This window comes from Devosia sp. FJ2-5-3, from assembly GCF_029201545.1.
In the GTDB taxonomy this organism is placed as follows: domain Bacteria; phylum Pseudomonadota; class Alphaproteobacteria; order Rhizobiales; family Devosiaceae; genus Devosia.
In genome coordinates this window covers 3,563,340-3,583,942 of sequence record NZ_CP104007.1, presented here as the reverse complement: position 1 = coordinate 3,583,942, position 20,603 = coordinate 3,563,340, and the positions used below count along the sequence as shown (strand labels likewise).

The window sequence follows — 20,603 nt, the reverse complement described above, 5'->3', positions numbered from 1 at the left end:
TGTATGATGCGATACATTCGACTAAAGTCGAGTGCAAAATGTCGCAGTCTATGGTGCGACAATCCTGCACAGATCGCCGCTTTGAGAAGCGGCATACCGTCGCGCAGTGATTCCATTCGGCACTGAAGTGCGACCTCGCGGGCGGCGGGTCTCGATGAGGCCGGCAGGGCGACGCGGCTGGTGCCCGATACCGGAAATTCGTTCCCCTGATCTGACAGAGGCGTTCGAACCGCCAGCGCGAAGCGCACCGAAAATCGGTGTGGAGCGCCGGGTTCCGGCGGTTGCAGATCTTTCTCGGGACGGGCAGGCCTAGCCGACGCTGGCGCGTTTCTCGGCGCTGGCCTTTTTCTTGGTGTCCAGCATGCGCATCAACGGGGCGTAGTGGTCAACCACGGCCCGGCGATATCCTTCGCGGTCGCCAGATTGGGCGGCTGCGAGCAAGTCCCCATGCGCCTTCGCGGTGATCTGGATATCGGCCGGCAGGGCCAGATCGAGTTTCGGCAGCACGGCCGAGTGAATGTCCCAAAACGCCGCGACGAGCTGGCCCGCCAGTTGATTGCCGACGGGCGCCAGCAATTCGGAGTGGAACTGCCGGTCTTCGGCGAGGAAGGGCTCTCCGCGCTCGGCATTGTCCATCATCTTGTCGACGAGCGCCTGCATTGTCGGATTGATCCGGCCCTGATGGGCGTCCACCACCCGGTCTGCGAGTGCCAGGTCAAAGGCGCAGCGCAAATCCACCACTTCCCGCAGCGCTTCGAGTTCGTCACCGGGTGACAGTACGCCGCGGAAAACCAGCGTTTCGACAAGCGGCGCCAGGCTCATATTGCCCACGATCGTGCCGAGGCCGTGGCGGACTTCGACGATGTCGAGTGTGGCCAGCGTCCGGATCGCCTCGCGCACGGAAGAGCGCGACACGCCCAGTTCCTGGCACAGCTCGATCTCGGTCGGGATGGCGTCGCCCGGCCTGAGGCCCGACCGCAGGATCAGGCGTTTGATGTCTTCAGCAGTCGTGCTGCGCAACATGCGGGACTGGCCAGTTGGGCTGTCAGTCGGTCCACTCATTGTCCTGCAATTCCCCCGTAGTTTGCCCGCATCCAACGATCATGCTTGTGGCCGCGAGACAAGACTTGCGTAACGGCACGTGAGAAGATAATAGACGTCTGACGTCTGATGTCACGGAGGAATTTCATGCGTATTGTCAATTTCGGCGTATCCCGCCGCGCACTCTTCATGGCTGCGGGGGCTTTTGCCTCCTTGTCCCTGTTGGGGATGAGTGCTGCGCAGGCCCAGCCTGCCACCGACAATATCGATCTCGATGCCACCATTCAGGCCGGCATCGCCTATGGCCTGTCCGGCACTTTCGACCCGCTTAGCGCCTCTGGTGCGGTGACCGTTTCGGTCAACTGGCACACGATGGAAGGCCTGGTCGATCTGGATCCGGTCACGCGCCAGCCCTACGCCGCCCTGGCCGCTGAAATGCCGACCAGTGCCGATGGCATCGAATATGTCATCAAGCTGCGCGACGGCGCGGTGTTCCATGATGGCACCCCGGTAACCGCCGAAGACGTGGTGTTCTCTGTCGAGCGCGTTCTTGACCCGGCATCCAACTCGCTGTTCCGCTCCTTCGTGTCGTTCATCGACAAGGTCGAAGCTGTCGACGAGACGACCGTCAAGTTCACCAATAAATTCCCGTTCTCGCTGTTCAACGAGCGCATCGGTTCGATCAAGATCGTGCCCAAGGCCCTCGTCGAAGCCGATCCGGAAGCCTTCGGCAAGCTGCCGACCGGCACCGGCCCCTACAAGCTCGTTTCCGCCGTTCCCGAAGCCGAGATCGTCTTCGAGCGCAACGAGGACTACACCGGCAATCGTCCGGCTCTCGCCAAGGAAATGGTCTGGAACCTGATCGCCGATCCGACCGCCCGTGTGAACGCGCTCTCCTCGGGCACCGTAATGGCTATCGAAGACGTTCCCTATGTGGACGTGGACGCGGTTGCGGCTATGGCCGAGCTTGAGAAGGCTCAGTCCTTCGGCCTGCTCTTTGCCATGTTCAACACCGAGACCGCGCCGTTCAACGACGTGCGCGTGCGCCAGGCATTCATGTATGCCATCGACATGGACAAGGTGATCGGCACCGGCATGCTCGATAATGCCACCGCCGCCAGCTCCTTCCTGCCCGAGACGCACCCGAACTACCATCGGGCGACCAATGTCTATGGCAACAACCCCGAAAAGGCGCGCGAACTGCTCGCTGAAGCCGGCGTGCCATCGCTCGACATCACGCTGATGAGCACCGACCACGGCTGGGTCAAGGACGTGGCGCCGATCATCAAGGAATCCCTCGATGCCGTCGGCTTCAACACCACGCTCGATATCGGCCAGTCCGGTGGGCAATATGTGAAGGTCGATGCCAACGAGATGCAGGTCATGATTGCCCCCGGCGATCCGTCCGTGTTCGGCAACGACCCCGACATCCTGATGCAGTGGTGGTATGGCGACAATATCTGGCCCACCACGCGCTACCGTTGGGCGGGCAGCGAAGGCTATGCCAAGCTGACCGAAATCCTCAACGACGCGCTGCGCCTTTCGGGTGATGAGCAGCAGGCCAAGTGGAACGAAGCCATGGACCTGATCTCGGTCGAGGTTCCGCTCTATCCGCTCCTGCACCGCCAGCTGCCGACCGCCTGGAACCCCGACGAGCTGGAAGGCTTTGCCCCGGTTCCCACGACCGGCCTCTCCTTCCTCGACGTCGGCGTCAAGAAGTAAGCGCCGCCGACTAATCCGCAGGTTCCGGGCCCAGGCCCGGAACCTGGCAGTCAACCTGCAACACCGTTCAAACAAGCGAGCCAGACGGCCATGCTAAACGTGCTCAACCTGATCGGGCGCCGTCTGGTGCAATTGCCGATCATGATCCTCGGGATCACTTTTCTCGTCTTTTTCGTCATGTCCTTTTCCAGCGTTGATCCCGCGATCACCGCGCTGGGCGAGGGCGCCTCACTGGAAGCGCGAGAGCAATATCGCGAAGTGCACGGCCTCAATGAGCCGTTGCTGACCCGCTATGTTTCCTTCGTCGGCGGCCTGGTCCAGCTCGATATGGGCACGTATTCCGCCCGCCAGCTGCCGGTTATCGACGAAGTCGCTCGCGCCTTCCCGATCACCCTGCAGCTGACCTTCCTCGGCCTTGTCATAGCGGTGACCTTTTCGCTGTTGCTCGGCGTCTTCGCAGCGATCTATCGTGACCGATGGCCGGATCAGGTCATCCGCATCTTCTCTATTGCCTCCCTGTCGACACCATCCTTCTGGCTCGCTGTGTTGCTGATCCAGCTGCTCGGGCACAAGGTCGGCATTTTCTCCCTGCTGCCGACCTCGGGCCGCTTGCCGGGCATGTTCGACAATTTCGGCGGCTGGTTCCTGCGCATGGTGCTACCGGCCGTGGCCTTGGCCGTGCCCGTTATCGGCCAGCTCTCCCGCGTGGTTCGCACTGCCGTGGTTGAAGAACTGGATCGGGATTACGTGCGCACCGCCCTCGGCGCCGGCATTCCGCGCCATGTCGTGGTCGGTCGCAACGTGCTGCGCAATGCGCTCATCACCCCCATCACCGTCCTCGGCCTGCGCATCGGCTACCTCATGGGCGGCGCGGTGATCATCGAGATCATCTTCAACATCAACGGGATGGGGATGCTGATCATGAATGGCGTCACCAATAACGAGCCCAATCTCGTCCAGGGCGTCACCCTCACGGTGGCGGTCGCCTTCATCGTCATCAACGCCATCGTCGATCTGCTCTACGTGCTGGTCAATCCGCGCATCCGGGATATTTGACGTGATCAGAACCGAAACCACCAAAAAACTCTCCATCCCGGGTCTCAGCCTTTCCGGCCTGCGGCAATTGTCGCTCACCTCGCGCATCGCCCTGGGCATATTGGCCGTCGTGTGCCTGGCGGCAGTGTTCGCGCCGCTGATTGCCCCGTTTGACCCGCTGGCGACAGGCCTCACCCGCGGTCCCGCCGCGCCCGATGCTGCAAACTGGTTCGGCACCGACCGGCAGGGACGCGACATCTTCTCGCGCCTCGCCTATGGCGCCCGCTATTCGCTCATTATCGGCCTCGCCGCCACTGGCGTGGCCCTCGTCGCGGCCTCCATCCTCGGCGCCATCGCGGCCACTTCGGGCAAATGGGTCTCCGAAGTGCTGATGCGCGTGCTGGACATGGTCATGTCCTTTCCCGGCATCGCGCTTGCCGTGGTGTTCGTCACCGTTTTCGGCCAGTCGCTGCCGGTCCTGGTGCTGACCATCGCCTTTCTCTATGTGCCCCAGCTCACCCGCGTCATCCGCGCCAATATCATTGGCCAATATGGCGAGGACTATGTTGCGGCCGTCAGGGTCATGGGCGCGTCCACCCCGCATATCCTGCTCAAGCATGTGGCCCGCAATTGCCTTGCCCCGGTGCTGGTGTTCGCCACCATTCTCGTGGCCGACGCCATTGTCTTTGAGGCCTCGCTCTCCTTTATCCAGGCCGGCGTGCCCGATCCCGAACCCTCCTGGGGCAATGTCATGGCATCCGGCCGTCAACTGGTCATGTCAGGCGCCTGGTGGTCGACGCTGTTTGCCGGTGCGCTGATTACCGTCACCGTTCTGGCGCTCAATGTCCTGGCCGAAGGCATGACCGACGCCATGGCCGCCCCGCGCGCCCGCGCTCAGGTCAATGCGGCCGAGGTCGAGGCCGCCATCGAAAAGCTCGAGGCGCCCAAGGCAGTCGACACCGCGCACGAAGCCAGCGCCGCAATTGCGCTCGAGCAGCGTCTTGCGGAACTGCGCCGGGTCGAACTTGCCCGCACCGACCGCCTCACCATGGACGAGACGGTCGCGCCCATCCTCGAAGTGCGCAATCTCTCCATTGGCTTCCCGCGCCACGGCACTGTCGACGTGGTGGACAATATCTCCTTCTCCGTTCGCCCCGGTGAGACCGTGGCCCTGGTCGGCGAAAGCGGCTGCGGCAAGTCCATCACCTCGCTGGCCATTATGGGCCTGCTCGATCCCAAGGCGCGCATTCGCGGCGAGATCCTCTTCGAGGGCAAGAACCTCCTCACCATGAGTGAGAAGGAGCGTAATGCCCTGCGCGGCAAGGGCATCGCCATGATCTACCAGGATGCGCTGTCCTCGCTCAACCCGGCCATGCTGATCCGCTCGCAAATGGCGCAGCTCACCTCGCGCGGCGGCACCCGTTCCGCCGAGGACCTGCTGACCATGGTGGGCCTCGACCCCTCTCGCACGCTCAACTCCTATCCGCACGAGCTATCGGGTGGTCAGCGCCAGCGCGTTCTCATCGCCATGGCCCTGACGCGTAATCCCAAGCTGGTCATCGCTGACGAGCCGACCACGGCCCTCGACGTGACCGTCCAGAAGCAGGTGGTCGACCTCCTCAATCGCCTGCGCGAGGAACTGGGTTTCGCCATGCTCTTCGTCTCGCACGATCTGGCACTGGTGGCTGAAATTTCGCACCGCATCTCGGTCATGTATGCCGGCCAGATGGTCGAACAGGGCAAGACCCGCGAGATCCTCACCCAGCCCGTGCACGAATATACCCGTGGCCTGCTCGGCGCTGTGCTCAGCATCGAGGCCAGCGCGAGCCGGCTGCATCAGGTGCGCGGCACCGTGCCTTCGCCGCGGGAATTCCCCAAGGGCGACCGCTTTGCCCCGCGCTCGTCTGATCCCGCGCGCAATGCGGGAGTGACGCGCGTCTTCCGCCAAATCCCCGGAACCGAGCATTTCTACGCCGCTCACCCCGACGATGACATCGTCCAGCCGATCGAGGTCCGCGCATGAACGCGAACACCAGGAAAAGCCCCGAGGCTCTGATCGAGTTGCGGGATGTCTGCGTCGACTTCCGCATCCGCTCCTCGCTGCTGAAACCCGTCGCCCTGCGCGCGCTGGACACTGTGTCCCTCGCCGTGCACCGTGGCCGCACGCTGGGCGTGGTCGGCGAATCCGGTTCGGGCAAGTCGACGGCCGCAAAAGTGCTGATCGGGCTCCTGGCTCCCAGCGAAGGTCAGATTTTCTTCGGCGGCGAAGAGGTCAAGAAGTTCGACGCTGCCACCCGCAAGCGGATCGGACGCGTCGTCTCCGTGGTCTTCCAGGATCCGGCTACCGCACTCAATGCCCGCATGCTGGTGCGCGATGCCCTGACCGATCCGCTCAATGTCCACGGCATTGGCGACGCTCAGAGCCGCCGCGCCCGCGTGTCCGAGCTGGTCAATCTCGTCGGCCTGCCGCAATCGGTACTCGACGCCATTCCGGCCCAATTGTCCGGCGGCCAGCGCCAGCGCGTCGCCATTGCCCGTGCGCTGACGCTCGAGCCGCAGGTCATCGTCGCCGACGAACCCACCTCCGCCCTCGACGTCTCCGTGCGCGCCCAGATCCTCAATCTTCTGCAGGATCTCAAGCGCGAACTCGACCTGGGCATGGTGTTCATTTCCCACGACATCCAGACCGTGCGGCACATATCTGACGATATCGCCGTCATGCATCGCGGCAAGGTCATCGAATTCGGTCCCGGCGCACAGGTGCTGGGCTCGCCCTCACAGGATTATACCCGAACCCTGCTGGCAGCGGCGCCGAGCCTGCTGCACGCGGGCGCGGCCTGAACCCTCTTCCCCCTCTCCCTCCTGCTACCGGAACTTCAATGTCCAAGCATATCTATCACGGCATCGTCCCGCCCGTTGTCACCCCGATCAATACCGATGGCACGGTGAATTTCGGTGATCTCACCAAGCTGGTCGAGCACCTCATCGCCTCGGGCGTGCATGGCCTCTTCGCCCTCGGCTCCACCGGCCAGGTCTGCTACCTCTCCGAGGAAGATCGCGTCGCCGTCGTCGAATGCATCGTCAAGGCCAACGCCGGCCGCGTGCCGGTGATCGCCGGCGCCATGGAAGTCTCTTCGCAGAGCGTCATCCGCACCGCCAGGAAGATGATCGAGGCCGGCGCCGACAGCATCGTCACCACGGCCCCGATGTATACGATCAACGATGAAGCCGAAGTGGCCGATCATTTCCGCGCAATTGCCGCCGGCATTTCGGTGCCGCTCTTTGCCTATGACATTCCGGTTCGCGTCCACAAGAAGCTCTCCCCGGGCCTGCTGGTCCAGCTGGGCAAGGAAGGCGTCATCGCCGGCGTCAAGGACTCCTCGGGCGACGACGTCAGCTTCCGCCGCCTCATCGCCATGAACGAAGCCGCCGGCAAGCCGCTGGTTCTGTTCACCGGCCACGAGATGATCGTCGACGCCATGGCGCTGATCGGCGCTGACGGTGCCGTTCCCGGTGCCGCCAACGTCGAGGCTGCCGCCTATGTCCGTCTCTGGGATGCTGCCAAGGCCGGTGACTACGTCACCGCCGTCAAGGAGCAGAAATTCATCAACGAGCTCTTCGAGATCGTCTTCCAGCCGACCGGCCGCTCCGGCGATGCCGCCGGCGTGGGGGCCTTCAAGACAGCCATGGTTGCCCGTGGCATCATCAGCTCGGCGACCATGACCGCTCCGCTCAAGACCCTTGATGCCGAGGCCACCGCCAAGGTCGAAAAGATCGTGCGCGATTTGGGCCTGGGCGCGTAAGCTCCCGACCGATTCCGGCAGAGACTGCGGTCGCTGCCGGCACTCTTTCCAGACAAAGGCGTTTTCAGCGTGGACATTCTCAGCCGCATCCGTGGAGGCCTCGTGGCCTCGTGCCAGCCCGTCGATGACGGTCCGATGGATCGCCCCGAGATCGTCGCGGCCATGGCCCAGGCCTGCGTCGCCGGCGGTGCAGTTGCCCTCCGTATCGAAGGCGTCGACAATCTCCGCGCCACGCGCCCGCATGTGAACGTCCCGATCATCGGCATCGTCAAATCCGACCTCGACGATACGCCGGTCCGCATCACTGTCCGCATCGCCGAGGCTCTGGCGCTGGCCGATGCCGGTGCCGACATCATCGCCTATGATGCGACCAACCGGCCGCGCCCGGACAGCCGCGAGGACATTCTGAAAGCCATTCTCGGCGCCGGCAAGATCGCCATGGCCGACAGCTCCACGCTGGAAGACGGCCGCATCGCCTTCGCCTCGGGCGCGCAAATCCTGGGCACCACCATGTCCGGCTACACCGCCGAAACCGAAGGGCTCAATGTTGGCCCCGATTTCGAGCTGATCCGCGGTTTTAAGGCCCTGGGCGGTTTCGTCATGGCCGAAGGCCGGCTCAACACCCCAGAGCTCGCTGCCGCCGCCATGGCCGCCGGCGCGGATGCCGTCACGGTCGGCAGCGCGCTGACCCGGCTCGAGCACGTCACCTCCTGGTTCGCCGATGCAATCCGGGGCACAAAATGAGCCTTGATGGCTTTTCCGTCGATCTCGGCGGCACCAAGACCGCCGTCGCCCAGATCGAGAACGGCGTCGTCACCCGCCGCCTGCAGCAGCCCACCGACGCAGGTGCTGCGCTGGCCGACCAGCTGACCGCCATCGAAACCCTGCTCGCCGAGGCCGGCTACAGACACGGCGAACCTCTCGGCGTCGCTGTCGCCGGTCGCGTCGATCGCGAAGGCAATTGGCACGCCGTCAACAAAACGACCCTGAGCGCCATAAGTGCTGCGCCGCTCGGCGCAGAACTCGCCGCTCGTTTCGGCGCGCGCACCAAGGCCGTCAATGACGCCGCCGCTGCCGCCTGGGCCGAGGCGCAATTGGGGGCAGGGCAGGGCACCTTCAATTTCGCCTATCTTACTGTGTCCACCGGCATTGGCGGCGGCCTCGTGCTCGGCGGCCGGCTGATTGAAAGCGCCAATGGCCTTGCCGGTCACGTCGGCTTCGTCTCCTCGCCGCTGGGCGAAACAATCTGCGGCTCCGGTCGTTTCGGCACGGTCGAAAGCGTTGCCGGTGGTCGGGGCATTGCCGCCGCTGCAAACCTTCCCGATGCCCGCGCCGTGTTCGAGAGCGGCGCCCATGACGCCATCATCGATCGCTCCGCCCGCGCCGTTGCGACGCTGATTGCCGATCTCACGACGATCCTTGGCCTCGACCGCGTCGCCATCGGCGGCAGCATCGGCCTCGCTCCTGGCTATCTCGCTCGCGTCGCGACCCACCTCAGTCAGGAGCCCGATCTTTTCCAGCCCGCGCTTGTCGCGGCAACCCTTGGCCATGATAGCGGGCTCATCGGTGCCCTTCTGATGGCGCAGCAGGCGGGGCGCGAGGCGCCCTTTCGATAAATCACTGATGCCAAGAGAAAAATAGCTCACCTCCCCCGAGTGCTCGGTTAACGGAACGTTAAGCACTCCGCCCCCTAGGGTTCACTTTTTGGGGATGGGGATAAGAATGGTGCTCAGGGCTGGGAGTGTGCTGTCGCTCACGCTGGCGATATTGGCCTCGAGCGTTTCCATGCCGGCCCTGGCCGCCTGCGTTTCCGGACCTGATGGGCAGGTTAATTGCAGCGGCGACCTGACGGGTGGCGTCACCCAGACCAACCAGCCGGTGCAAAACCCGGTGCCGTCGGTTAATGTTCAGGACATCACTTCCAATATCGCCGTCACCGACAAGATCGGCGTCAATTTCAATGCGCCGCCCCGCAACGGCGCAATTCCCAGGAGCTCCGGACAGTCCGGCGGCTATGCCCAGCCCTCGGGCAACATCGTCCTCAACGTCAGCACCGGCACCTTTGCCATCCTCACCAAGGGCGATGAAGCCTACGGTATCTATGCAGCCAGCATTGGCGGCTTTGGCGCCGATGGCTACAGTGATTCAGGGGTGTTCTCGGCCCGCGGCGGGCATGGCGGCGGCGCTGCAGCAGGCGGAAATGTGGCCGTAAATGCATCGGGCGTGATCACCACCCAGGGCGACGATTCCTATGGCATCTTCGCGCTGAGCGTGGGTGGCAGCGGTGGCAATGGCGGCCGCGCCAGCGGGGCGATCAGCAGCAAGGCCGGCGACGGCGGCCCAGCCGGCATGGGCGGCGCAATCAATATTGTCTCGGCGGCGCAGATCAGCACGCGCGGCGAGGATGCCGTCGGTATTCTCGCCCAGAGCGTCGGTGGCAATGGCGGCGCCGGCGGCAGTGCCAGTGGCCTCTGGTCGAAGTCCGGTGGTGGTGACCCCGCCGCCGATGGCAACACCGTCGAAATCTCGCAATCGGGCAGGATAGTTACGCAGGGCGTCGGGGCCGATGGCATTCTCGCCCAATCGATTGGCGGCTTCGGCGGCCGGGGCGGCAGCGCCAGCGGATTGGTCGCCTATGGAAGCAGCGGCTCCAGCGCCGGCAATGGCGGCACCGTAAAGGTCACCAACACCGGTACTATCGAAATCGAGAACGACGTCGCCCGCGGCCTGCTGGTGCAATCCATCGGTGGCGGTGGCGGCCATGCCGGCTCGGCCTCCGGTCTCGTTGCGCTTGGCGCCAGCGGTGTCCATGGCGGCAATGGGGGTAAGGTCGTCGTCAACAATTCCGGTTCGGGCCACATCACCACCTATGGCGAAAATGGCGACGGCATCTACGCCCAGTCCGTTGGCGGCGGCGGCGGCGATGGCAGTTCCACCGGTGCCTTGGTCGGCATTGGCGGCGCTGCGGGCGCTGGCGGCAACGGCGGCACGGTGACAGTCACCAACAGCCAGACCGTCACCACGCATGACAGGGATTCGACCGCGATCTACGCTCAGTCCATCGGTGGCGGGGGCGGCGATGGCGGCAATTCATCGGGGCTGGTCAGCATTGGCGGCTCGGGCGGCAATGGTGGCCATGGCGGCGTCGTCTCCGTCACGTCCGCCGGCAATCTGCTTGCCCAGGGGCAGAAATCCCACGGCATCTTTGCCCAGTCGATCGGCGGCGGAGGTGGCGATGGCGGGCGGACGGTCGCAACCAGCGTCGTTCTGCCGGTCAGTGTGGCCGTCGGCGGATCGGGTGGGTCGGGCGGCAACGGCTCCGCGGTCAGCGTCGTCACGACGGGCAGCGGCAAGTCCATCGCCACCGATGGCGAAGGCGCCAATGCCATCTTTGCCCAATCGATCGGCGGCGGGGGCGGCGTCGGTTCACTGGCCGTTTCGGCCGGCGCACTCCAGCCCGTGGGAATTTCCGTTGCGATTGGTGGCTCGGGCGGGGGCGGCGGCAATGCCGAAAAGGTCAGCGTCAACAACGCTCATGGCCTTTCGACCAAGGGCGCGAACGCGGCCGCCATTTATGCCCAGTCTGTGGGTGGCGGCGGCGGCAAGGGTGGCTTCAGCTTTGCCGGCTCCATGGGGCAATTGACCATCTCCACTGCGGTCGGTGGCACCGGCGGCACCGGCGGTTCCGCAGAGGACGTCACCGTCACCAATAGTGGCTCCATCGCCACGATCGGCGATCTCTCCCATGGCCTGCTGGCGCAGTCGATCGGCGGCGGCGGTGGCACGGGCGGCGGTGCGGTCGCGGCGAGCTACAGTATCTCCGTGGCCAATATCAGCGGCGCCGTCGCCGTTGCGGTGGGCGGCAAGGGTGGCGAGGGCAATGTCGGCGCCGCCGTCGAGGTGACAAATACGGGTACCATCAAGACCGGGCAGGCGGCGACCAGATCGGCCCCGCTCACCGGCAATGGCGCGCATGCCATCTTCGCCCAGTCCATTGGCGGCGGCGGTGGTTCCGGCGGTTTTGCCGGCGCCGGCAGCCTCAGCGTGGGCAGTAAGGGCTTTAATTTCTCGCTCGGCCTCGGCGGATCGGGTGGCACGGGGGGCGCTGCGAACTCGGTCGAAGTGGACAATGACGGCAGGCTCGTGACGCTCGGCAATGGTGCCCATGGCATTTATGCCCAATCCATTGGGGGTGGCGGCGGCGATGGCGGCATGGGCCTCAGCGCAAACCTGTCCGTGGCCACCGACATCCCCACCGCCCGCGTCGGCATTGCCCTGGGCGGTGCAGGGGGCAGCGGCGGCGTCAGCGATCAGGTCTGGGTCGACAATTCGGGCGACATCTCCACTTCCGGCGCCAATGCGCTCGGCATCAAGGCGCAGTCCATCGGCGGCGGTGGCGGCAGTGGCGGCCTCGCGGTAACCGGCAATATGACCCTTAACGGCTCCGGCGCCCAGGCATCGGTCTCCGTTGGCGGCAATGGCGGCGCGGGAAACACGGCCGGGCTCGTCAACCTCAAGAACGAGGGACAAGTAACCACGACAGGCGCCGATTCCGTGGCCATCCTCGCCCAGTCGATCGGCGGCGGCGGCGGCAATGGCGGCGCCGCGATCGTCGGCAGCGTCATGAACACCACCACCAGTTCGGCGCAGATCGGCGTCACAGTGGGCGGCAAGGGCGGCACCGGGGCCAAGGCCGGCACGGTGGACGTTTCCAACGCTGCCGGGGGCGTGCTCACCACATCGGGCTTTGGCGCGCATGGCATCCAGGCTCAGTCGATTGGCGGCGGCGGCGGCAAGGGCGGCCTGGCCCTGACCGCCATGCTGGGCGTCAGCGGCGAACAGACCTCCGTCAATGTCGGCGTCAGCGTCGGCGGCAATGGCGGCTCGGGCGGCGCGGCGGCTGCCGTCAAAATCACCAATGCCGAAGACATCGCCATCAGGGGCAACAGCGCCATCGGTATCTTCGCCCAGTCGATCGGCGGCGGCGGCGGTGATGGCGGCGGCTCGATTACCGGTCTGGCGACCATCACCAACATCGCTCAGGCCGATGCAAAGTCGATCAATGTCAACGCATCCGTGGGCGGTGTGGGCGGCAATGGCAACGTCGCCAGCACTGTCACCATCGCCAATTCGGGCGACATCACCACGGGGTTCAAGTCGAGCACGGAGCTGAGCGGCGGCAATTCGCATGCCATCTACGCCCAGTCGATCGGCGGGGGCGGCGGTATTGGTGGCCGCGCCAACGCCATCAATTTGATGTTCGGCCAAAAATGCACCGTGCCCAAGGTTTGCGAAGGCGTCCCCAACGCTAAGAACAATCTCTCGCTGACTGCGGCAGTTGGCGGCAATGGCGGCGACGCCGGGCACGGAGCGGCGGTCACGGTCAACAATAGCGGCGAACTCGTCACGCATGGCATTCATGCACTCGGCATCTATGCCCAATCCATCGGCGGCGGGGGCGGCGATGGCGGTAACGGCCACCTCGGCTGGGGCGAAATCCTGCCCGCGGCCGCTTCGATCCCCATGGGAATCGGCTTTTATGTCTTCGACCAGGCGCCGATCTACAAATCGCTCAACCTTGCGGTCGGGGGCACGGGCGGGGCCGATGGCGATGGCGCCGCGGTTGATGTCTCGACCTCGGCGGATATCACTACCCACGAACTCATTTCCAACGCCATCATCGCGCAATCGATTGGCGGCGGTGGCGGCACGGCCGGTCGCCGCGGTGCCGGCGGCGAGGCCGACCAGGGCCCCACTGGCAAGATCGGCATCGGCGGCGGCGGTGGCGACGGCGGCAATGGCGGTACGGTCACGCTCAAGATCACCGACGACGCCGTGCTCACTACCCATGGAGCAGGCGCCGACGCCATCATTGCCCAATCCATCGGTGGCGGCGGCGGCATCGCCGGCTCCATTGCCAAGGCCGGCAATGCCTGGGCGGGGCTCGGCATCCTGTCCTTCACCCAGAATGGTGGCGGCGGTGGCTCCGGCGACGAAGTCAACATAGCCCTCGATGGCTCCATCGTGACGACTGGCCTCAAGTCGAACGGCATTTTTGCGCAGTCCATCGGCGGCGGCGGCGGCGCGGCCGGCAATGGCTCGATATTCTATTCGGGCACTGCCGGAGACGAGGGCGAGGGCGGCCCGATCACCATTGTCGTTGATGGCTCCATCCGGACGTCGGGCAATTTCTCGACCGGCATTTTCGCCCAGAGCGACAGCGGCTCGGGGACAGGCGGCGAAGTCGATATCGAGATCGCCGGCGAGGTGAATGCCGGGGTTATCGCCAAGGGAGAGACGGGCGCACCTGCATCCACAATCGGCGTGCTGGCCAAGAGCACCGGCCCCAAGGCGGGCGGGGATATTTCGGTTTATCTGGCGGAAAATTCATCCATCCAGGCGGGCCGCACCCAGCTTGGAGCCAGCCTCGAAAATACCTCCATCGGACTGATGCTGGTGGGCGGCGCCAACAACACTATCGAGAACCACGGCACCCTATCCACCGCCGATGGCGTCAATGGCGGCTATGCCATCTACGTCGCGGCCGACCCCAAGCGCACGGCCAAGGCGCCCAGTCCCGGTGTTCCAGACGTCCGGCCGACACTTGCCTTGACCAATTCGGGCGTTATCACCGGCAATATCGCGCTCAATGAAACGCTGGGCCGGCTGGTCAACGACACCCACGGCCTTCTCGCCACCGGCCAGACCCTCTCCATGGCTAAGGGCAGCATCGTCAATAATGGCACAATCTCGCCCGGCGGCGCGGGGATTATCATGACGACGTCCGTCTCCGGCGGTTTCGAGCAGACGGCCACCGGCAAATATGCCGTCGACATCGACCTCGCCAGCCAGGGGAATATCAAGCTCTCCGATCGCCTCGACTTTGCCGGGGCGGCGAGGCTCGCCGGCGTCGTCGAGGTGCAGTTCCTCAACAGTGCCGGCACCATCGGCAATTATTCGTCCATCATTGCGACCAGCACCGGCAAGCTCGACAGCGCCAGCCTCACCGTCGTCGATCGGCCCGCGGTGGATTTTGTGCTCACCAATACCGGCTCGCAGCTCAATCTCGGCTACACCGTGGACTTCCGCGACGACAATTTGCTGACAAGCGACAATTCGGTGGGCGACTACCTCAACGCGCTCCTGTCCGCCCCGCTCGCGCCGGAACTGGAAGCGGTCATGCGGGGTCTCATGACCATTGATGGGGACGAGCCCTATGCGGAGGCGCTGTCCACCATCGAGCCCGCCGATTTCACGGCAATTACGCACACGACTATGGCTTCGGGACAGCACTTCACCAATGCCATGATGAGCTGCAAGCAGGCGGATGGGCCAAATCGGTTCGATGCCGAGGGCCAATGCGCCTGGGGCAGTCTCGACGCCAGCCGAACCCGGCAAGGTGCCCATGGGCATACCGAAGGCTTCACCCACAACAGCCTCGCGCTGATGGGAGGCCTTCAGGCCGAGCTTGCCAATCAAATCCAGGCCGGCCTCGGCTTCGGGGTAGAGCAGTTCTCGACCCAGCTGGGCGCCAGCGGCCAGATCAACGGTGTTCGCGTCCAGGCGGGGGCGGTGGTCAAGACGCAGCTGGACAACACCAGCTTCTCCGCTGCGATCAATGCCGGCGCCTCGCAAGGCGACGCCACGCGCCATCTCGTCGTCCCGGGCGCGCGTTACGAATTGTCGTCCGACCAGACCGTGACATTCGTCTCCGCAACGGGCCGCGTGGCCCACACCCTCGGGTTCGACGACATCTATCTGCGTCCGGCCCTCGACATTGGCCTCGGACATATCACCCGCCATGCCTATGTCGAAAACGGCGGCCCGCTTGCCCTTAATGTCAGCAACACGTCTTCCACCTATCTGACACTGACACCCTCCATCGAAATCGGTGGCGAGTTTGAAATCGGTGATGCCCTTCTGCGCCCCTTCGCGCGGCTGGGTCTCGTGGAAACGCTGGAACTGACGGACGTCGACCCGTCGGCCCATTTTGCGGGCCAGGGCGTTGGCAACGGCACCTTCTCCACGCCCGATCAGGTGGCAGGCACGCGCCTCGATCTCACCGCGGGCTCCAGCCTCATCTTTGAAAATGGCGCCGTGCTGCGGCTTTCGGGGGACCTGAAATTGGCGCCCCACTTCGAAAGCTACGGTATCAACGCCAAGCTGTCGGTGCCCTTCTAAGGGCACCGTTCAGCGCGCGCGTTCGATCGCCTCGGCAAACCCGACCATTGCGACCGGCACGCCGATCGCAGCGCGCGACATGTCCTCGAATGTGACGGTCAACTCCTGCGCATCGCGCAGGCGGTCGAGCAGCGATCCGTCCAGCCCCGTAAGGGCATAGCAGCCATTGCCGTCGCAGGTGACAAGCGGCATGTCGAGAACCTGGTCTTCCCCCACCGACAGGCGGACCCCGCTGGGAAGATAGAGCCCGTGGGGCAGTTGAACGGTCAATTCGGGCTCGGCGCTGCTCGAGGCGAAGCGCACAGTCAGTCCTGCGAGAAGCTGGCCGGTAGACGACAGCACGACGCGCTGCTCCGCTTCGCAGGCCGGTTCGACGGCCCGTCCGCTACTGGCGCAGCTGGTCGTCCAGGCAGCTGCACCCGCTGCCGCCTGTTCCTGCGCCTCAACCCCTCCCGCTGCAATCATGCTGACCAAAGCCAGGCAAACCATTGAACGTATCGATTTGATGCTCCCCAAAAATCGCTCGAAGACTTAGCGCGATACCGGCGCGTCGGAAAGGTGCCGATCCCTTCCGGGCACGGACGGTGCGGCAGTCCGTTTTCAACCAAGGCTTGGCTTTGTCGCACTTCCGCACTAGGCAGGCGGGGAATTGCGCGAGGACGACCACATGCTGCCCTGGATCAAGCTGGACGAGACCAAGGTGCCCGGAGGCGGTGAGCTCAAGCTCATGCAGCGCGGCACCGAGTTCTCGATCATGTCCGGCGTCATCGAATTGATGAACAGCCGTCTCAGCGGGTCGGAAGAGCAATTGGCCGTCATATCAGCCGAGCGTGTCGGCACGCGTCCCGGCGCAAGAATTCTGATCGGCGGCCTTGGCATGGGCTTCACCCTGCGCACCGCCCTTCAGCATTTTGGCGCCGATGCCGAGATCACCATCGCCGAGCTGGTCCCCGCCGTCGTCGACTGGGCGCGCGGACCCCTCAAACCCATCCATGGCGACAGCCTCGATGACCCTCGCGTAAAACTCTATGTGGGCGATGTCGCTGCGGCGATAGCTGCCGGCGCGCCGTTCGACGCGATCCTGCTCGATGTCGACAATGGCCCCGATGGCCTGTCGCGCCCGGAGAATGACCGGCTCTACAGCGCTCGCGGCATTGAGGCGGCCAAGACGGCGCTGACCAGGGGCGGTCATCTGGCGGTCTGGTCTGCCCATCCCGATGTCGGGTTCACGCGGCGCCTCAAGCAATCCAACATGATCGTGGAAGAACTGCAGGTGCGCGCCAATGGCAAGCGCGGCGGCGCCCGTCACCTCATCTGGGTCGCGACCAAAAAATGACTGACATCACCTTGGCGCAAGACACGGCGCGCAGCGAGTTTTTGCGCGGCCTCAGGGTCTCGATCCCGGTTCTCCTCGGCTTCATCCCCTTTGCCCTCGTGCTGGGCTCTCAGGCCGCCGAAAAAGGCATTTCCGCGCTCGAAATCGCTTTGATGACCGGGCTCAATTTCGCCGGCGGGTCCGAATTTACCGTCGTCGATCTCTGGACCTGGCCGCCGACCATTCCGCTGATCGTGGCGCTGACCCTGCTTGTGAACAGCCGCCACATCCTGATGGGCGCGGCCCTCGCCCCCACCATGCGCCATCTGCCCTTGCGAAAAGTGCTGCCGGCGCTGGCGCTGATGTGCGACGAAAGCTGGGCCCTCGGCCTCGACGATGCGCGCAAGCGCAATGGCGTCCTCAGCCTGCCCTTCTATATGGGCCTCTCGCTCGGGCTCTATCTCTCCTGGCCCTCAAGCGCTGCCATCGGCGCCGTGATCGGTCCGGTCCTGGGCGATATCACCCGCTTCGGCTTCGACATGGCATTTCCCGCCGTCTTCCTCGTCATGCTTTCCGGCATGTGGCAGGGCGTTGCGACCGCACGGCCGTGGCTCGTCAGCCTCGTCGTCGGCGCCGGCACTTTTCTTCTCGTCCCGGGCGCCTGGTATGTTCCCGCCGGCGCCCTTTCCGGCATCCTTGCCGCCTATATCTGGGCCAAGCCCGATGCCTGAGCCCATCACCATTCTCGCCATCGTGCTGATGGCATCGACCACCTATTTCACCCGCATCGCCGGCTATTTTTTCCTGCGCAACCGCACTTTGAGCCCGCGCCTGGTCACGGTCATGCAATCGGCTCCCGGCTGCGTGCTGATCTCGGTCATCGCCCCCGATTTCGTCACCGGCCGCCCCGCCGATCTCCTGGCGCTCGGCATCACCATCCTCGCGGCCACGCGGCTTCCCATCCTCCCCACCGTCATAATTGCCATCCTTTCGGCTGGTATCCTTCGCGCGCTGCTCCCTTAGCTTCGCCTATAGTCCAATAGTCGTAAGCCTTTAGCGCAATGTAGGGTCTCAGAGCCCGGACTCTGGCAGGAGGTCGGACGCCGTGGCGTGTCGCTGCTTCAGCGGCATCAAAAACAAAACAGGGCCAGCGCCCGAAGGAGAAATCTATGGTCGACGACAACAAGCCGAGCCAGCACGCAGCGGCGCTGCATTTCCACGAATATCCGCGCCCCGGAAAGCTCGAGATCGTCGCGACCAAGCCGCTCGCCAATACCCGCGACCTGTCGCTGGCCTATTCGCCCGGCGTTGCCATCCCCTGCGAGGAAATCGCCGCCGATCCGCAAGCCGCCTATAAATATACCGCCAAGGGCAATCTCGTTGCCGTCATCTCCAACGGCACTGCCGTCCTGGGCCTTGGTAATATCGGCGCACTGGCAAGTAAGCCCGTGATGGAAGGCAAGGCTGTCCTCTTCAAGAAGTTCGCCGGCATCGACTCGATCGATATCGAGGTCAATGAGGAAGATCCCAAGCGCTTCATCGAGATCGTCGCCCCGCTCGAGCCCAGCTTCGGCGGCATCAATCTCGAAGACATCAAGGCCCCGGAATGTTTCGAGATCGAGGAAGCGCTGCGCGAGCGCATGAACATCCCGGTCTTCCACGATGACCAGCACGGCACCGCCATCATCGTCGCCGCCGCTGTCCTCAACGCCATGGAACTGGTCGCCAAGGACATCGCCAAGGTCAAGATCGTGACTTCGGGGGCAGGGGCCGCGGCCATTGCCTGCATGAACATGCTGATCGCCGTCGGCGCCACCCGCGAGAACATCTGGATCGCCGACAGCAAGGGCCTCGTCACCAAGGCGCGCCACAACAATGTCGATCGCTGGCGCGGGGCCTTCGCCCAGGAGACCGACAAGACCGAACTGGCCGAAGTCATGGAAGGCGCTGACATCTATGTCGGACTCTCGAAGGCCGGGGCGCTCAAGCCCGAAATGATGAAGGACATGGCGCCCAATCCGCTGATCCTGGCGCTCTCCAACCCCATTCCCGAAATCATGCCCGAACTGGCGCGTGCAACTCGCCCCGACGCCATGATCTGCACCGGCCGCTCCGACTATCCCAACCAGGTCAACAACGTCCTCTGCTTCCCTTTCCTCTTCCGCGGTGCGCTCGATTGCGGCGCCACCGTCATCAATGAGGACATGAAGGCCGCCGCCGCCCGCGCCATCGCCAAGCTGGCGCATGAACCCGGCCTTGAAGCCTCGGCCCATGGCGTGCCCGCCATTTTCGGGCCCGAATATCTCATTCCCAATCCCTTCGATCAGCGCCTTATCCTGCGCATCGCCCCGGCCGTCGCCAAGGCGGCCATGGAGACCGGTGTCGCCCAGCGCCCGATCGAAGATTTCGCCGCCTATCACGACCAGCTCAATCGCTTCGTCTTCCGCTCCGGCCTCGTCATGAAGCCGATGATCGAGCGTGCGCAGGACCAGAGCAAGCGCGTCGCCTTCGCCGATGGTGAGGATGAGCGCGTTCTGCGCGCCGCCCAGGTCCTGCTCGAAGATCGCATCGCCCGTCCGATCCTCATCGGTCGTCCCAGTGTCATCGAAAGCCGCCTTGAGCGCTTCGGCCTTACCATCCGCCCGGGCAAGGATTTCGAGATCATCAATCCCGAGGACGATCCGCGCTATCGTGACTATGTCGCCGATTTCCATGCCCTGGTCGGCCGACAGGGCGTGACCCCCGACACCGCCCGCACCATTGTGCGCACCAATACCACCGTCATCGGTGCCCTGGCAGTGCGCCGCGGCGAGGCCGATGCGCTGATCTGTGGTCTCGAAGGCCGCTACATCAAGCACGCCCGCGATATCCAGTCGGTCATCGGTCTGGCGCCCACGGCCGGCCAGCTCTCGGCGCTTTCCATGCTGGTGCTTGGGCGCGGCGTGTTCTTCCTGGCCGACACCTATGTCAATATCGACCCCACGGCCGAGCAGATTGTCGCCATCACCCTGCAGGCCCGCGACCATCTCCAGCGCTTCAACATCGAGGCCAAAGCGGCCCTCTTGAGCTACTCCAATTTTGGATCGCGCGATGGCGCCACCAGCCACAAGATGCGCGAGGTCTATGCCCGCCTCAAGGAGGTCGCCCCTGACCTCGTGGTCGATGGCGAAATGCAGGGAGATCTCGCCATCAATGAGGGTCTGCGCGATCGCTATATTCCGGACTCAGTCCTGCGGGGCGAGGCCAATCTGCTCATCTTCCCGAACCTCGAAGCGGCGAACCTCTCGATGACGCTGATCAAGGAGCTGAACAATGGCCTCGCCATCGGTCCGCTGCTGATGGGCACGCGCCAGCCGGCCCATATCCTGGCGCCCAGCGCCACCAGCCGCGGCGTCGTCAACATGGCCGCCATCGCTGCCGCCGAAGCCGTCAACTAATCCTTCGGGGCAGGGCGCTTGCGTCCTGCCTTTTGAGCGGCAAAAGCGAACGGTCTCCGCCGCTCGCCG

General features: G+C 64.5%; 14 protein-coding genes. 12 read left to right on the top strand and 2 right to left on the bottom strand.

Features of this window, described 5'->3' with window-relative positions:
• Positions 1 to 309 precede the first annotated feature (309 nt).
• The gene (locus N0P34_RS17245) at positions 310 to 1,062 is read right to left on the bottom strand and encodes a GntR family transcriptional regulator (RefSeq protein WP_275604454.1); all 753 of its coding nucleotides are present in this window, start codon (positions 1,060 to 1,062) and stop codon (positions 310 to 312) included.
• 126 nt (positions 1,063 to 1,188) lie between these two features.
• Here N0P34_RS17245 and N0P34_RS17240 point away from each other — a divergent pair, with 126 nt between their 5' ends.
• The 8 genes from N0P34_RS17240 (at position 1,189) to N0P34_RS17205 (ending at position 15,782) form a co-directional block, all read left to right on the top strand.
• Positions 1,189 to 2,763, top strand: a complete 1,575-nt coding sequence (locus N0P34_RS17240) for an ABC transporter substrate-binding protein (RefSeq protein ID WP_275604453.1) — start codon at positions 1,189 to 1,191, stop codon at positions 2,761 to 2,763.
• Positions 2,764 to 2,853: 90 nt separating this feature from the next.
• The gene (locus tag N0P34_RS17235) at positions 2,854 to 3,819 is read left to right on the top strand and encodes an ABC transporter permease (protein WP_275604452.1); all 966 of its coding nucleotides are present in this window, start codon (positions 2,854 to 2,856) and stop codon (positions 3,817 to 3,819) included.
• 1 nt (position 3,820) lies between these two features.
• On the top strand, positions 3,821 to 5,821 hold the full coding sequence (locus tag N0P34_RS17230; protein WP_275604451.1) for a dipeptide/oligopeptide/nickel ABC transporter permease/ATP-binding protein: 2,001 nt from the start codon (positions 3,821 to 3,823) through the stop codon (positions 5,819 to 5,821).
• Entirely contained in the window at positions 5,818 to 6,639 is an 822-nt protein-coding gene (locus N0P34_RS17225; RefSeq protein ID WP_275604450.1) for an ATP-binding cassette domain-containing protein, read from the top strand. The genes N0P34_RS17230 and N0P34_RS17225 overlap by 4 nt, the downstream gene beginning before the upstream one ends.
• A gap of 38 nt (positions 6,640 to 6,677) precedes the next feature.
• The gene (locus tag N0P34_RS17220) at positions 6,678 to 7,601 is read left to right on the top strand and encodes a dihydrodipicolinate synthase family protein (protein WP_275604449.1); all 924 of its coding nucleotides are present in this window, start codon (positions 6,678 to 6,680) and stop codon (positions 7,599 to 7,601) included.
• A 69-nt stretch (positions 7,602 to 7,670) separates the two neighbouring features.
• Positions 7,671 to 8,345, top strand: coding sequence for a putative N-acetylmannosamine-6-phosphate 2-epimerase (locus N0P34_RS17215; protein WP_275604448.1), 675 nt, complete (start codon positions 7,671 to 7,673; stop codon positions 8,343 to 8,345).
• The gene (locus N0P34_RS17210; RefSeq protein ID WP_275604447.1) at positions 8,342 to 9,217 is read left to right on the top strand and encodes an ROK family protein; all 876 of its coding nucleotides are present in this window, start codon (positions 8,342 to 8,344) and stop codon (positions 9,215 to 9,217) included. Before N0P34_RS17215 ends, N0P34_RS17210 begins: the two co-directional genes overlap by 4 nt.
• A 106-nt stretch (positions 9,218 to 9,323) precedes the next feature.
• On the top strand, positions 9,324 to 15,782 hold the full coding sequence (locus N0P34_RS17205; RefSeq protein ID WP_275604446.1) for an autotransporter outer membrane beta-barrel domain-containing protein: 6,459 nt from the start codon (positions 9,324 to 9,326) through the stop codon (positions 15,780 to 15,782).
• Between the two features lie 9 nt (positions 15,783 to 15,791).
• On the opposite strand, the gene N0P34_RS17200 is transcribed toward N0P34_RS17205, so the two are convergent.
• Positions 15,792 to 16,247, bottom strand: coding sequence for an invasion associated locus B family protein (locus N0P34_RS17200; RefSeq protein ID WP_275604445.1), 456 nt, complete (start codon positions 16,245 to 16,247; stop codon positions 15,792 to 15,794).
• A gap of 202 nt (positions 16,248 to 16,449) precedes the next feature.
• On the opposite strand from N0P34_RS17200, the gene N0P34_RS17195 reads away from it, so the two are divergent.
• From N0P34_RS17195 to N0P34_RS17180, 4 genes are all read left to right on the top strand, one after another.
• A complete protein-coding gene (locus N0P34_RS17195) occupies positions 16,450 to 17,118 on the top strand; it encodes a hypothetical protein (protein WP_275604444.1) in 669 nt (222 codons plus the stop codon).
• Positions 17,115 to 17,828: an AzlC family ABC transporter permease gene (locus tag N0P34_RS17190; protein WP_275604443.1), complete on the top strand. Its 714-nt coding sequence runs from the start codon at positions 17,115 to 17,117 to the stop codon at positions 17,826 to 17,828. Before N0P34_RS17195 ends, N0P34_RS17190 begins: the two co-directional genes overlap by 4 nt.
• Entirely contained in the window at positions 17,821 to 18,120 is a 300-nt protein-coding gene (locus tag N0P34_RS17185) for an AzlD family protein (protein ID WP_275604442.1), read from the top strand. The genes N0P34_RS17190 and N0P34_RS17185 overlap by 8 nt, the downstream gene beginning before the upstream one ends.
• A gap of 146 nt (positions 18,121 to 18,266) precedes the next feature.
• Positions 18,267 to 20,534, top strand: coding sequence for an NADP-dependent malic enzyme (locus N0P34_RS17180; protein WP_275604441.1), 2,268 nt, complete (start codon positions 18,267 to 18,269; stop codon positions 20,532 to 20,534).
• Positions 20,535 to 20,603 lie beyond the last annotated feature (69 nt).

Excerpts from the sequence above, each read along its gene's own strand:
- N0P34_RS17245 (WP_275604454.1), bottom strand. The coding sequence starts at position 1,062 with ATGAGTGGACCGACTGACAGCCCAACTGGCCAGTCCCGCATGTTGCGC.
- N0P34_RS17240 (WP_275604453.1), top strand. The coding sequence starts at position 1,189 with ATGCGTATTGTCAATTTCGGCGTATCCCGCCGCGCACTCTTCATGGCT.
- N0P34_RS17235 (WP_275604452.1), top strand. The coding sequence starts at position 2,854 with ATGCTAAACGTGCTCAACCTGATCGGGCGCCGTCTGGTGCAATTGCCG.
- N0P34_RS17225 (WP_275604450.1), top strand. The coding sequence starts at position 5,818 with ATGAACGCGAACACCAGGAAAAGCCCCGAGGCTCTGATCGAGTTGCGG.
- N0P34_RS17220 (WP_275604449.1), top strand. The coding sequence starts at position 6,678 with ATGTCCAAGCATATCTATCACGGCATCGTCCCGCCCGTTGTCACCCCG.
- N0P34_RS17210 (WP_275604447.1), top strand. The coding sequence starts at position 8,342 with ATGAGCCTTGATGGCTTTTCCGTCGATCTCGGCGGCACCAAGACCGCC.
- N0P34_RS17205 (WP_275604446.1), top strand. The coding sequence starts at position 9,324 with ATGGTGCTCAGGGCTGGGAGTGTGCTGTCGCTCACGCTGGCGATATTG.
- N0P34_RS17200 (WP_275604445.1), bottom strand. The coding sequence starts at position 16,247 with ATGATTGCAGCGGGAGGGGTTGAGGCGCAGGAACAGGCGGCAGCGGGT.
- N0P34_RS17195 (WP_275604444.1), top strand. The coding sequence starts at position 16,450 with ATGCTGCCCTGGATCAAGCTGGACGAGACCAAGGTGCCCGGAGGCGGT.
- N0P34_RS17190 (WP_275604443.1), top strand. The coding sequence starts at position 17,115 with ATGACTGACATCACCTTGGCGCAAGACACGGCGCGCAGCGAGTTTTTG.
- N0P34_RS17185 (WP_275604442.1), top strand. The coding sequence starts at position 17,821 with ATGCCTGAGCCCATCACCATTCTCGCCATCGTGCTGATGGCATCGACC.
- N0P34_RS17180 (WP_275604441.1), top strand. The coding sequence starts at position 18,267 with ATGGTCGACGACAACAAGCCGAGCCAGCACGCAGCGGCGCTGCATTTC.